Origin of the sequence: Aeromonas sp. INTO2, assembly GCF_049860605.1 — a bacterium.
GTDB classification, from domain to species: Bacteria; Pseudomonadota; Gammaproteobacteria; order Enterobacterales; family Aeromonadaceae; genus Aeromonas; species Aeromonas caviae.
Window position 1 is genome coordinate 1,398,058 of sequence record NZ_CP187588.1, and the last position, 13,438, is coordinate 1,411,495.

A 13,438-nucleotide genomic window follows, 5' to 3' on the forward strand; every position below is an offset into this window, starting at 1 on the left:
CTTATTCCTTGGTCGAAAGATCCTGGGTGAACAGCCTGTCCAGGGTCTGCTCGTAGTGGTGGTAACCGAGAAAATCGTAGAGGGACTCCCGGGTCTGCATGGTGTCGACCACGGCGCGCTGGTGGCCGTCGCGGCGAAGCGTCTGATAGACGTTGAGGGCGGCCTGGTTGGCGGCGCGGGCGGCGCTCAGGGGGTAGAGCACCATGTCGACGCCATGCAAGGCGAGCGCCTCCTTGTCAAACAGCTCGGTCTTGCCGAACTCGGTCATGTTGGCGAGGATCGGCATCCCGGCCGCCTGCCTGAAACGGTCGTACTGCTCGAGCTCGGTGACCGCTTCGGCGAAGATCATGTCGGCGCCCGCCTCCACATAGGCGGCGGCGCGCTCCAGGGCCGAGCCCAGCCCTTCCACCGCCAGGGCGTCGGTGCGGGCCATGATGACGAAACTCTCGTCCTGGCGGGCATCCACCGCCGCCTTGATCCTGTCCACCATCTCGGTGACGCTGACCACGGCCTTGTTGGGCCTGTGGCCGCAACGCTTCTGGGCCACCTGATCTTCCATGTGGACGGCGGCCACACCGCCGCGCTCGAAGGCGCGGATGGTGCGGGCGATGTTGAAGGCGCCCCCCCAGCCGGTGTCGATGTCCACCAGGAGTGGCACCTGGGTGGCGGCAGTGATGCGTTCGGCATCGATGAGCACGTCATTCATGGAAGTCATGCCGAGATCCGGCAGGCCATAGGAGGCGTTCGCCACCCCGGCGCCGGAGAGATAGAGGGCCTGGAAGCCGCTGCGCTCGGCCATCAGCGCCATGTAGGCATTGATGGTGCCGACTATCTGCAGGGGCTTTTCGTTGGCCAGGGCCGTGCGAAAACGCTTGCCGGCCGAGGGGGAGAGGTTGGACATGGTGACTCCTTTCATGGGGTGCGTGTCTGCTGGATGTGTAGGGTGAATGGCATCATCTCACACTACGTTTACGTTAACGTCAATTATGCTTAGGTCCAAGGTCGTATCAAGTGTGCTCTCCCCTGACGGGCCCCTGGTAACACCAGTAACACAGACTCGTTGGAACCATTTTTTGGTGTGATGCATCGTGTGGGAGAGAGGTGAACCTGGGAAAATGCCGAGTGTTTTTTGGCCAAACCTGGTCTTTTGGGGTCATAATCTTGCGCGGCGTCAAACAGGATGCAAATTGTGTCTCAGCCATCCTCCCCGACTGGGTCTCTGCGTTGCTTGCCCGTAGGCGTTTGGCTACGCTCAGTGGGTGATCAAACAAGGGGTGTGCGCCATGAAGAAAAGCCAGGTTCATCTCATCGACGAAGAGGTGGATTTTCCTGCCAATGAACAGCTGGTCTCCACTACGGACCTGCAGGGTGTGATCACCTACGCCAATGATCACTTCTGCCGGGTAGCGGGGTACAGCCGGGCTGAGCTCATCGGCCAGCACCACAACATGGTTCGCCACCCGGACATGCCCAAGGCTGCCTTTGCTGACCTCTGGGGCAAGCTCAAGCAGGGCAAACCCTGGCGCGGCATGGTGAAAAACCGCTGCAAGGATGGGCGTTACTATTGGGTGGATGCCTATGTCACCCCTATCTTCGAGCAGGGGCGGATCAATGGCTACCAGTCGGTCCGCAGTCGCGCCGCGCCGGAGATGAAAGCCGTGGCCGGGCGCACCTATGCCAGATTGAAGAGCGTGGAGCGGGGGGAGCGAAAGGGCGGATTGAGCCTGCGCCCGATGCGCCACGGGCTGGCCATCGTCGGTGTCTTGCTGATGCTGGCGGGGGGGGGCTATCTGATGGGGCCCTGGGGGCCGTTGTTCACCCTGTTGCCTCTCTTGTGGCTGGCCCTGATCTATCGTGACACCCTCATCACTACCCCCCGTTATCTGCGACAGCTCGCGGACGAATATGACAGCCTGACCCGGCTCATCTATTCGGGGGAGGATGCCAGTGCCATTGCAGACTTCCACATCAAGCTGTTGCAGGCCAGGATCCGCACCGTCCTTGGACGAGTGGACGATGCGACCCTCTCCCTGCAGGATCTCGCGGTGCATCTGAAAACAGCCTCCAGCGAGGCAAGCGCCGACATCGCCGAACAGGATGTCCAGACCCAGCAGGTGGCGACGGCCATCACCGAGATGGCGGCGACAGCCCACGAGATTGCCCGCAATATCCTTGAGACGGATAACCAGATAGCCCAGGCCAAGGCGCACTGCCAAAATACCGATCAACAGCTGGAAGATACCCAGCACAGGGTGACGGAGCTGGCCACCCAGGCAGAGCATGCCTTCACGGCCGCCGTGGCACTGGCGGAGGAGTCGGACCGCATCGGTGTGCTGATGAGCGAGATCCAGGGCATTGCGGATCAGACCAATCTGCTGGCGCTCAACGCCGCCATCGAGGCGGCGCGGGCAGGGGAGCAGGGGCGAGGCTTTGCGGTGGTGGCGGACGAGGTGCGAACCCTCTCCACGCGCACCCACAAGGCGACCGAGCAGATCCAGAGCAGCATAGGCCAGATCCAGCGTACCCTGAACGGCTGGAAGGGCATGATGCAGCAGAACCTGCAACAGACCCAATCCTGCGTGACCCTGACCCGCCAGGGATCAGAGAGCCTGCATCAGGTGCTGGCGGAAATAGAACGGGTGGTGGACCTCTCGGCCCAGATCTCGACGGCGGCAGAGGAGCAGCAGGCGGTGGTGGAGGACATCAGCCGCAACGTCAACGCCATCTCCCAGCACTCCCACACCAACAGCAACAAGATGCAGGACATGGACGCCTCGAGCGACATCCTGCTCACCAAGGCTCGCCAGCTCAAATCCCTGGGGCAGACCTTCGGGTAAGAGCGGTCAGACTCATGCAATGCAGGAAGGCCACCCCTGGGGTGGCCTTCCTGTTTATTGGTTTCATGGGGGTATCGGCTGTGTGTGCCGGGAGATGAGCCAGTCAGCCGGACTGCTCCGCCAGCGTGATGACGCGGCCACCTTTGTCACAATACATGGCCCTGTCGGCCTGGATGAGCCACTGCTCCGGGCTCCAGTCATGCTGGTAGTGGCTGACGCCGATGCTGATGCCCACCTGCATCGGCTGGTCATTGACCACGAAGGGGGCCTGCATGGCCTGGCGGATCACGGCGGTGACCTCCTCTGCCTGACGGATATCGTAGCCCGGCAGCAGCAGGATGAACTCATCCCCCGCCAAGCGGGCAAAATAGCACTGGTGGCCGATGGCGCCGTGGATCCGTCGGGCCAGCTGGCAGAGGATGGCATCCCCCTGGCTGTGGCCGAAGTTGTCGTTGATGCGCTTGAAGTCATTGAGATCGCAAAACAGCAGGCAGCCCGGATTGTCGCTTTGCACCTGGTGTTTCAACTGCTCCATCAGGCTCAGTCGATTGGGCAGCCCGGTAAGGGGATCGAGGCGGGCCAGTTGCAGTATCTCCTGCTCTCGCTGCTTGCGCAGGGCCACTTCCTGGTTGAGCCGCTTGTTGCTCATCAGAAGATAGAGGGAGAGCAGCAGGATGAGACCACCAACACCCAGGCTCAGCAGGAACCATGGACGCCAGAAGATCCACTGTTCTGAGGGGACCTGATAGAGGAAACGGGTCAGGGAGACCGGTTTGGCAAGGAGGCCTATCTCCACCAGCTGCCGCATGATGTGAGCGAAGCGATCCGGATTCATATACCCGATCTCCACATAGAGCGGCTGGATCATCTCCTTGCTCATCTGCAACTCGTATTCCATGTGGGCCTGGCTGCGGTTGACGCCATACTCCGTGCGCAGCAGGGCGATGGCTTCCTCGGGGTGGGTGAGGGCATAGCGCCATCCCTTGAGGCTGGCTGCACGAAAACGTGCCACCCGCTCCGGATTGAGCCGCTCCTGCGCCTGGGTGGTGAAGAGAATGTCGCTGTAGAAATCGATGCCGTAGTTGCGAGGGTTGATGACGGACACCGAGATGCCGCGCTCTTCCAGATAGAAGGGCTCATTGCTCAGATAGGCGTTGAAGATGTCTATCCGGCCAGCGATCAGATCGTCGATGTTGACCGAAGTGGGTACCGGGATGAGCTGGCGCTCGTGAAGCCCCTGATAGTAGAGGGTGGCCAGCAGTTCGGCATCCTGATGACCCGGAAACATCATGATCCGTTTGCCACGCATGTCCGCAACGGTGAGAATGCCGCTGTCGCGGCGTGCCAGGAAGATGGAGGGAGAGTGCTGGTAGACGCTGGCCAGCGCCAGCAGTGGCTTGCCCTGGGCGTAGTGGGTCAGCACCTCGGTGTTGCCGACGCCAAAGTCGGCGCGTCCGGCCAGCACCTCCTGAACCGGACTTATTCCCTTGCCACCTGGCCTTATCTCGACATCCAGACCGGCGTCGGCGTAATACCCCTTGGCCTTGGCCATGTGATAGCCCACAAACTGGGGCTGATGCAGCCAGCGCAACTGCAATACCACCTTCTCCGGCAGATCACGTGTCCGTTCACTGGCCTGGAGGGGCGAGAAGCAAGTGATGCCAAGCAACAACAGCCAAAACAGGCATTTTTTCATTCGTGCGATTCTTGTGCTGAGGGTCCATGAAGATGGCCTGCAGGCCTGCATTCAAGTTGTTAACAAGTAACATTCTAAAGGGTTATACATGTACCGGATACTATTGCAGCACAAAGATTTCATGGTGATCAACAAGCGTCCGGGCATTGGCATGCACGATGATGCCGGCGAGCCGGGTCTCGTCAATCGGGTCAGAATGGATACCGGTCTTGACCTCTATCCGGTCCATCGACTGGACAAGATGACCTCTGGGCTGGTGCTGCTGGCCCGCACCGCCGAAGCGAATCGCGCCCTCAGCATGGCTTTCGCGGCGCGGGAAGTGAGCAAGCAGTATCTGGCACTCTCCGATCGCAAGCCGAAGAAGAAGCAGGGCTGGGTGAAGGGGGACATGGAAAAAGGGCGAGGCGGCAGCTGGATGCTGAGCCGCACCCAGGATAACCCGGCCATCAGCTGGTTCGACTCCGTTTCGGTGCGCGAGGGGCTGCGCCTTTATCGCATCAAGCCCCGGACCGGCAAGACCCACCAGATCCGGGTGGCCTTGAAGAGCGTGGGAGCCGCCATCCTCGGAGATGAGCGTTACGGCGGCACGGCGGCGGATCGCGGTTATCTGCACGCCTGGCGCCTCGCCTTCACCCTGGCAGGTGAGAGCTTCGATCTCGTTTGTCCGCCCGATGAGGGGGCGCTGTTCCTCCTGCCCGAGTTGCATGCCGCCATCGCAGAGATCACCGAATGAGCGCTGCAACCGCGAGAGTCCCAGCCCGTGGCTGGATCCTGGCCGACTTCGATGACACCCTGGCGCCGGATGACAGCCATGCGGGGTTGCTGCGTTTCATCTTGCGCCGCCGTATCTGGCCGCTGCTGCTGTGGCCACTGATGGCGTTCGGTGCCGTGATCTATCTGCTGCCAGGTCAGCGCAGTCGCGGCATTGCACTCATCTGGTGGGCCATCACCCTCGGGCTATCCCCCCTGGCCTGGCGCGCCCTGGTACGGCAGTACAGCCTGACCCGGCCCGGTCTGTATCGGGAGGCGCGAGCCCTCCTGACGGGGGAGGGGCACCGCTGCTGGGTCATCTCCGCCAGTCCCCGCGCCCTGGTCCGTGCCCAGCTCCATCGTCAACTGCCAAGGCTCCCTCACCGCATCATCGGCTCGCGGATGGGTTACCGTTTCGGCGGCTTGGTGCCGCGCTTCTATTGCCATGGCAGGCACAAGCTGCTGCCCGAGCTCCTGACCCTGGAGGCCGCACTCACCCTGAGTGACAGCCTGCACGATCTGCCCCTGCTGGCGTTGGGGGCGCAGGCCTGGCTCATCAACCCGCAAAGGACTCGATTGCTAAAGGCGAGGGCGGTGCTGCCCCATATCGAACCCCGTTATTGGTCGCTGTAAGGCAAAGCTGACAGCCTTGCGGGACGCTAACGAGCGCAGTGCAAGGTTGGGGCTGCTATGTCACATTTCATTTACATTTTTTGGCGCGGATCCCCGCCAAACTATCTGAAAGCCGCCCCTTCTCATTCCCTGCGCTCGCCACTCTAATGAAACAAGTTGTTAACAATGCCGTGCGGGCTGCCTGTCGAGCCCTTGCGGCGTGAACCGTTTCGTTATCAGTTCATCGCAAGGAGCGCATCATGACCACCCCTTCTTCCCGTACTCACACCATCAACCCCCTTGGCACCGACGGGTTTGAGTTCGTCGAGTACACGGCGCCGGATCTCAAGGGCATTGCGGCCCTCAAGGCGTTGTTCGTCTCACTGGGCTTTGCCGAAGTGGCCAAGCACAGGCACAAGCAGTGCTGGCTCTATCGCCAGGGGGACATCAACTTCGTGGTCAATGCCGAGCCCCACTCCCAGGCGGAGGAGTTTGCGCGGGCCCATGGTCCGAGCGTGTGCGGCATGGCGTTTCGGGTGAGCGATGCCGGCCGTGCCCAGCAGTACGCCATTGGCCAGGGGGCCAAGCCGTTTGTGGGCAAAATCGGCCCCATGGAACTCAACATCCCCGCCATCTACGGCATCGGCGAGAGTACCCTCTCCTTTGTCGATCGCTATGGCGAGCGGGGCTCCATCTATGACGTGGACTTTATCTTCTACACCGACTGGCAGGCCCGCATGGCCGAGGTGGACGCGGGGCTATATGAGATCGACCACCTGACCCACAACGTCCATCGTGGCAACATGAACCTCTGGTCGAATTTCTACGAGCGGATCGGCAACTTCCGGGAAATCCGCTACTTCGACATCGAGGGCAAGCTGACCGGACTGCACTCGCGCGCCATGACGGCCCCCTGCGGCAAAATTCGCATTCCCATCAACGAGTCGGCGGACGACAAGTCCCAGATAGAGGAGTACCTGCGCCAGTACAAGGGGGAGGGGATCCAGCACATCGCGCTCGCCTCTGCCGACATCTATCACACCATCCGCACGCTCAGAGGGCGGGGAACCGGCTTCATGCCGACGCCGGACACCTACTACGAGAAGGTGGACAGCCGGGTCGTGGGTCATCAGGAGGATCTGGCCGCGCTCAAAGAGCTGCGCATCCTCATCGACGGCTCGCCGACGAAGGACGGCATCCTGCTGCAGATCTTCACCGACACCGTGATCGGGCCCGTGTTCTTCGAGATCATCCAGCGCAAGGGCAACGAGGGCTTTGGTGAGGGCAACTTCCAGGCACTGTTCGAATCCATCGAGCTGGATCAGATCCGCCGTGGCGTGCTGGACGGATCCACGCAAGGGGAGGTGAACAGTGCCGCGCAGGGCCAGAAAAACGGAGAACCGAGCGATGCGTAACTGGATAAGCTTCCCCCATCGGGAGGGAACCCACTCCCGCCAGGCCCATGCCGATCTGCCGGAGCAGGCCATCTATGAGCGCGAGCTGGGGCGCTCGGGCTTCTTCGGTCCGGCCACCCACATGCACCACAAGCATGCTCCCACCGACTGGGTCAACTGGGAAGGGCCGCTTCGGCCACGGGCGTTTGACTTGAACGATCTGCAGGAGGAGGTGAGCTCCCTCTCCCCCTGGGTGATGCCGGATATTCTCAGCAACCCCCACTGCCGCTACCGCATCTGGCGCCTGCATGAGCCCATGCCGTTTCTGGTGCGAAACGCCGATGGCGACGAGCTCCTGTTCATTCACGAGGGGGGAGGCGAGTTCTACTGCGACTACGGGCACCTCATCTTGAGAGATGGCGACTATGTGGTGATCCCCCGTGGCACCATGTGGCGCATCGAGCCCACCGCGCCCCTCTTCATCCTGATGATAGAGGCGACGGAAGACAGTTATCAGCTGCCGGACAAGGGACTGGTGGGCAATCACGCCATCTTCGATCCGGCGGCCCTGGACGTGCCCGCCATCAACGAGCGCTTCCTGGCCCAGCAGGATGAAAACCCCTGGTCGCTGCAGATCAAGCGCCACGATCAGGTCTCGGTCGTCACCTGGCCGTTCAACCCGCTGGATGCACAAGGGTGGCACGGGGACTTGTGCGTGGTGCGCCTCAACTGGCGGGATATCCGCCCGCTGATGAGCCACCGCTACCACCTGCCTCCCTCGGCTCACTCCACCTTCGTGGCGAGCCGGTTCGTGGTCTGCACCTTCGTGCCGCGTCCCATCGAGAGTGACCCAGGCGCCCTGCGGGTGCCCTTCTACCACAGCAACGACGACTTCGACGAAGTGCTCTTCTACCACGCCGGGGACTTCTTCAGCCGGGACAACATCAAGCGGGGCATGGTCACCTTCCACCCTGCCGGCTTCACCCATGGTCCCCATCCCAAGGCCTTTGCGGCGGGACTGGCTCATGCCAAGACCTTCACCGACGAGGTGGCGGTGATGCTCGACACCCGTGATGCCCTGGCCGTCGGCCCGATCTGCGAAGGGGTCGAACACCCCGGTTATGTCACCAGCTGGCAGCGTCCAGAGACGCTCGGCAAATAAGGAATTCGATATGAAACTGGCAACCCTGAACAATGGCAAGCGCGACGGCGCCCTGGTGGTGGTGAGCCGCGATCTGGCGCGCGCCGTCCACGTGACGACCATTGCCCCGACCCTGCAGTCGGCCCTCGACCAGTGGGGCGAAGTGGCGCCGCAATTGGCGAAGGTTTATCAGCGACTCAACGAGGGCGCCTGCCCCGACGCCTTCCCCTTCGATGAGGAGGCGTGCCTCTCCCCGCTGCCCCGCGCCTACCAGTGGGTTGACGGCAGTGCCTACGTCAATCACGTGGAGCTGGTGCGCAAGGCCCGCGGCGCCGACATGCCAGAAAGCTTCTGGCACGATCCCCTGATGTATCAGGGAGGCTCTGACAGCTTCCTGCCGCCCCGTGGTCCTATCGTGATGGGCTCCGAGGAGTGGGGCATCGATTTTGAGTCTGAAGTGGCCGTCATCACCGACGACGTGCCCATGGGCACCCGTTCGCAGGAGGCGGCGAGCCACATCAAACTCTTGATGCTGGTCAACGACGTGAGCCTGCGCAACCTCATTCCCGGGGAGCTTGCCAAGGGCTTCGGCTTCTTCCAGTCCAAGCCCTCCAGCAGCTTCTCGCCGGTGGCCATCACCCCGGACGAGCTGGGGGATGACTGGCGCGATGGCAAGGTCCACCTGCCCCTGGTGACCCACCTCAACGGCGCCCTGTTCGGGCAGCCCGACGCCGGGGTGGACATGACCTTCAACTTTGATGAGCTGATTGCCCATGCCGCCAAGACAAGGCCGCTCGGGGCGGGCTGCATCATCGGCTCGGGCACCGTCTCCAACTACGACAGAAGCCGGGGATCCTCCTGCCTTGCCGAGCGGCGGATGCTGGAAATTATCGAGTCAGGTCAAGCCACTACACCCTTTCTGCGCTTTGGTGATACAGTGTCCATCGCGATGCAGGATCGCAACGGGATGAGTCTGTTTGGCACCATTTTGCAGCGGGTCACGCAAGCAACGGCCGAGCGGGCGATCTAGGAGAGCCCGATCCCTGGAGGGGCGGGCGACACGGCAGGTGGCAGACACCTGCCACCACAGGGACACACTATGCTGCAGTTGTTTGGATATTGGCGCTCATCGGCCAGCTTTCGCGTGCGTTTGGTACTGCAACTCAAGGGGCTCGATTATGAGCAACACCCGGTCAACTTGCGGCAGGGTGAGCAGAAGGAGAAGGCCTACCGCCGGGTCAATCCCCAGGGGCTGGTGCCGTTTCTCGTGGACGATGACGTGCATCTGGGTCAGTCGGTGGCCATCATGGAGTACCTCGACGAGACCTATCCCGCCTACCCCCTGATGCCGTCTGCCCCCATCGAACGTGCCCGGGTGCGCCAGATAGTCAACATGATCGCCTGTGACACCCACCCCCTCAACAACCTGCGCGTGCTGCACTACCTGGAGCAGGAGCTGGGGCAGAGCAAGATGGCGCGGGATGCCTGGTATCGCCACTGGATAGACGAGACCTTTACCGCGCTGGAGCAGCTTCTCATGACCACCGCCGGCATCTATTGCGTGGGCAACGAGGTCACCCTGGCGGACTGCATGCTGGTGCCCCAGGTCTACAATGCCCGCCGCTTTGACATGACCCTGGATGACTACCCCACCATTGCGCGCATCGTCGCCAACTGCGAGCAGTTGCAGGCCTTTATCAAGGCTGCCCCCGCCAATCAGCCGGATGCCCAGCCCTGAAGCTGTGCAGACCGGGCCAGTGCGTTGGCCCGGTCTGCCGTCTCTTTCCTTGCCCGGGTTATCTTGCTCGCCTCAGGGCGTGCCATTGGCCCCATAGCGTCGAAACCCCGGCCGCTCTTTCAGTCGCTGGTAGTAGTCGTCCACGGCGGGTAGCGACGGGCGATCATAGGGCGTCTCCAGCCAGCGGTTGACTGACAGCCCCATGGGAATGTCTGCCAGCGAGAAGTGCGGACCGGCCACATATCCTCCGGTTGTTTGAAGCTGTCTCTCCAGGATCTCCATGCAGTGAGACCACAGCAGGCAAGCTGCGTGAAGGGCCTGATGGTCTTGATGCTGGGGGGAGCGCCTCACCAGCGACAGGAAGCCGTAGCGCCAGGCGGTGTTCAAGTCCGATGCCTGCCAGTCAATCCATTGATCGACCCTGGCCCTGGCTCTCGCCTCGGCGGGATAGAGTACATTGGCACCATGGCGCGTCGCCAGGTAGCGGATGATGGTGTTCGACTCCCACAGCGTAAAATCCTCATCCTGAATGACGGGCACCATGGCATTGGGGTTGAGCGCCAGAAACGCCGGGGTGTCCGTGGGTCTGAAGCCGGATCCCCACTCCTCCAGCTCGAAGGGGAGGGCCAGTTCGGCGCAAGTCCACAGTACCTTGCGCACATTGATTGACGACGCCTTGCCCAGTATTCGCAACATCTTTTTCGTCCTTGTCCGGGGTGATGGATGGCCTGTTTGTCGCAGACATGCCACTTCCCTGTTTGGTAGCCATCAGTGCCCTGCACTGTCACTGACCGTGCGGGGCCCTGTTTTATGGACTGGCGAGTCAGCCGTGGGTGGTCCTTGGCTGGAAATAGGCGATAAATTTGCCGAGTTTCTCCCCGTCGTAACTCTTCCCCTTCTCCAGCAGCCCGGTGTTGAAGGACTCGAGCAGCCTGCCCTTGGCATCCAGCACGTAGAAGTGGGGGACCCCCAGATACTCGGGATAGGCTTTCAGGAAGGATTCATTCTTGTTCTGCTCGCTGACGTTCACCTTGACCACCACGAAGGTGCGGTTGAGCTGGCCGGCGAGATCGGGTTCCCGGTCTAGAAAGCGGTTCATCTCCTGGCACCAGCTGCACCATTCGCCCCCCACCAGCAGCAGGATTTTCTTGCCCTCGGCACTGGCCTTGGCGGTAGCGGCGGCGAGATCGCGGGCCGGATCCCGCGTCTCGTCATAACCCTGGCTGTAAGCGGGCAGGCTCTGACTCCAGAGGTGGTCGCCCGCGCAGGCGGCGCCATTGAAAAGGAGGGTGCCCAGTATCAGGGGCAGTAACAGTCGTTTCATGGTCTCTTCCTTGTGTCGTTATCTTTGCTTCCAGGCGCAGACAATGTGACACGAGGCGTTTCCTGCGCCAAGCCGCAAACAGGGAAGGGAAAGGCAAAAAGCGGCAATGGAATGGCAGAAAACAACAAAGCCCCTCGAGAGGGGCTTTGTATTCAGGTCAGAGGCGATCAATAACCCTGCTGGTGGACGTCCATCACGGCGCGACCGGAGGGGTCGGCCATCTCCTTGAACTTGGCATCCCATTCGAGCGCGGTCGGGGTGGAGCAGGCGACCGACTTGCCGTAGGGCACGGTGCGGGCGGCGGACTCCAGCGGGAAGTGCTCATCGAAGATGGCGCGGTAGTAGTACGCCTCCTTGGTGAGCGGGGTGTTGACGGGGAAGCGGAACGCCGCGGCCTCGAACATCTGATCCGTCACCTCTTCCTCGACCATGGCTTTCAGGCTGTCGATCCACGAATAGCCCACGCCGTCTGAGAACTGCTCTTTCTGGCGCCACGCCACTTCATGGGGCAGCAGATCCTCGAATGCTTCCCGCAGGATGTGCTTCTCGATCTTGCCCTTGCCGCACATCTTGTCGGCGGGATTGAGGCGCATCGCCACGTCCATGAACTCCTTGTCGAGGAAGGGCACGCGGCCTTCCACACCCCAGGCGGCCATGGACTTGTTGGCCCGCAGGCAGTCATAGAGGTGCAGGGAGGCGAGCTTGCGCACGTTCTCCTCGTGGAACTCACGGGCGTTGGGGGCCTTGTGGAAGTAGAGGTAGCCGCCGAACAGCTCGTCGGAGCCTTCGCCGGAGAGCACCATCTTGATCCCCATCGCCTTGATGTAGCGGGCCATCAGATACATCGGGGTGGAGGCGCGGATGGTGGTGACGTCATAGGTCTCGAGGTGATAGATGACGTCCCGCAGGGCATCCAACCCTTCCTGCACGGTGAAGTGGATCTGGTGGTGGATGGTGCCCAGGTGATCGGCCACCTTGCGGGCGGCGGCGAGATCCGGCGACCCTTCCAGGCCGACGGCGAAGGAGTGCAGCTGGGGCCACCAGGCTTCGCTCTTGCCATCGTCTTCCACCCGGCGGGCGGCATAGAGCTTGGTGATGGCGGAGATGACGGACGAATCCAGACCACCGGAGAGCAGCACGCCATAGGGCACGTCGCACATCAGCTGGCGCTTGACCGCCGCTTCCAGGGCCGCTTTGAGCTCGGCCTTGTCGCTGACGTTGTGCTCGACCGGCGCGTACTCCATCCAGTCACGTTTGTACCAAGTTTTAAGCTCGCCATCCTTGCTCCACAGGTAGTGTCCCGGCGGGAAGGTCTCGACGCTCTTGCACACGGGCACCAGGGCCTTCATCTCGGAGGCGACATAGAAGTTGCCGTGTTCGTCGCGGCCGGTATAGAGGGGGATGATCCCCATGTGGTCGCGACCAATCAGGTAGGTATCCTGCTCGGCGTCATAGAGGATGAAGGCGAAGATGCCGTTCAGATCGTCCAGAAACGCCGGGCCTTTCTCCTTGTAGAGGGCCAGCAGCACTTCACAGTCGGAGTGGGTCTGGAACTGGAAGTCGACCTTGAGGTTCTTCTCCAGCTCCTTGTGGTTGTAGATCTCGCCGTTGACGGCCAATACGTGCGTGCGCTCGGGGTTGTAGAGAGGCTGTGCGCCGTTGCCCGGATCGACGATGGCCAGGCGCTCGTGCACCAGGATGGTCTTGTCGGAGCTGTAGACGCCGGACCAGTCAGGCCCGCGGTGACGCAGTCGCTTGGACATCTCCAGGGCCGATTTGCGCAGGGCAGTGGCGTCGGTCTTGATGTCCAGAATGCCGAAAATAGAACACATTGGCGGTAATCCTCTTGATTTTTATATGAGCCCCCCACGTTTGGGCTCGAAATTCCATTTACATTCCTCGCCAATCACAATGCCTAGCGGAAAACCCTTTTGCAAGCGGGAAAA

The 13,438-nt window shown here is 61.7% G+C and carries 12 protein-coding genes; 7 read left to right on the plus strand and 5 right to left on the minus strand.

Translation table 11 applies throughout. From position 1 onward, the window contains the following. Position 1: 1 nt before the first annotated feature. Complete coding sequence (gene prpB / locus ACPW74_RS06620; RefSeq protein ID WP_279981462.1) at positions 2–901, minus strand: methylisocitrate lyase; 900 nt, start codon at positions 899–901, stop codon at positions 2–4. 382 nt (positions 902–1,283) lie between these two features. Here prpB and ACPW74_RS06625 point away from each other — a divergent pair, with 382 nt between their 5' ends. Then, positions 1,284–2,837: a methyl-accepting chemotaxis protein gene (locus tag ACPW74_RS06625; RefSeq protein WP_214005645.1), complete on the plus strand. Its 1,554-nt coding sequence runs from the start codon at positions 1,284–1,286 to the stop codon at positions 2,835–2,837. A 103-nt stretch (positions 2,838–2,940) separates the two neighbouring features. Here the strand turns inward: ACPW74_RS06625 and ACPW74_RS06630 are convergent, their stop codons facing one another. Further along, on the minus strand, positions 2,941–4,533 hold the full coding sequence (locus tag ACPW74_RS06630; RefSeq protein WP_104453066.1) for a GGDEF domain-containing protein: 1,593 nt from the start codon (positions 4,531–4,533) through the stop codon (positions 2,941–2,943). A gap of 88 nt (positions 4,534–4,621) precedes the next feature. Between ACPW74_RS06630 and ACPW74_RS06635 the strand changes: the two genes are divergently transcribed. The 6 genes from ACPW74_RS06635 (at position 4,622) to maiA (ending at position 10,168) form a co-directional block, all read left to right on the plus strand. Then, a complete protein-coding gene (locus tag ACPW74_RS06635; protein ID WP_201920746.1) occupies positions 4,622–5,266 on the plus strand; it encodes a TIGR01621 family pseudouridine synthase in 645 nt (214 codons plus the stop codon). Continuing rightward, complete coding sequence (locus ACPW74_RS06640; RefSeq protein ID WP_279981461.1) at positions 5,263–5,916, plus strand: HAD family hydrolase; 654 nt, start codon at positions 5,263–5,265, stop codon at positions 5,914–5,916. Before ACPW74_RS06635 ends, ACPW74_RS06640 begins: the two co-directional genes overlap by 4 nt. Before the next feature lie 239 nt (positions 5,917–6,155). Further along, the gene (gene hppD / locus ACPW74_RS06645) at positions 6,156–7,310 is read left to right on the plus strand and encodes a 4-hydroxyphenylpyruvate dioxygenase (protein WP_279981460.1); all 1,155 of its coding nucleotides are present in this window, start codon (positions 6,156–6,158) and stop codon (positions 7,308–7,310) included. Further along, positions 7,303–8,451 carry a homogentisate 1,2-dioxygenase gene (locus tag ACPW74_RS06650; RefSeq protein WP_266141963.1) on the plus strand — a complete coding sequence of 383 codons (1,149 nt, stop codon included), beginning with the start codon at positions 7,303–7,305 and terminating at the stop codon, positions 8,449–8,451. Before hppD ends, ACPW74_RS06650 begins: the two co-directional genes overlap by 8 nt. Before the next feature lie 10 nt (positions 8,452–8,461). Beyond that, the gene (locus ACPW74_RS06655; RefSeq protein ID WP_279981459.1) at positions 8,462–9,460 is read left to right on the plus strand and encodes a fumarylacetoacetate hydrolase family protein; all 999 of its coding nucleotides are present in this window, start codon (positions 8,462–8,464) and stop codon (positions 9,458–9,460) included. 69 nt (positions 9,461–9,529) lie between these two features. After that, positions 9,530–10,168: a maleylacetoacetate isomerase gene (gene maiA / locus ACPW74_RS06660; protein ID WP_010675120.1), complete on the plus strand. Its 639-nt coding sequence runs from the start codon at positions 9,530–9,532 to the stop codon at positions 10,166–10,168. Between the two features lie 72 nt (positions 10,169–10,240). On the opposite strand, the gene ACPW74_RS06665 is transcribed toward maiA, so the two are convergent. The 3 genes from ACPW74_RS06665 to asnB all read right to left on the minus strand — a co-directional run bounded on the left by ACPW74_RS06665 (position 10,241) and on the right by asnB (position 13,324). Then, a complete protein-coding gene (locus tag ACPW74_RS06665) occupies positions 10,241–10,864 on the minus strand; it encodes a glutathione S-transferase family protein (RefSeq protein WP_279981458.1) in 624 nt (207 codons plus the stop codon). A gap of 127 nt (positions 10,865–10,991) precedes the next feature. Beyond that, entirely contained in the window at positions 10,992–11,492 is a 501-nt protein-coding gene (locus ACPW74_RS06670) for a thioredoxin family protein (RefSeq protein ID WP_279981457.1), read from the minus strand. A gap of 167 nt (positions 11,493–11,659) precedes the next feature. After that, complete coding sequence (asnB, locus tag ACPW74_RS06675; protein ID WP_279981456.1) at positions 11,660–13,324, minus strand: asparagine synthase B; 1,665 nt, start codon at positions 13,322–13,324, stop codon at positions 11,660–11,662. Positions 13,325–13,438 lie beyond the last annotated feature (114 nt).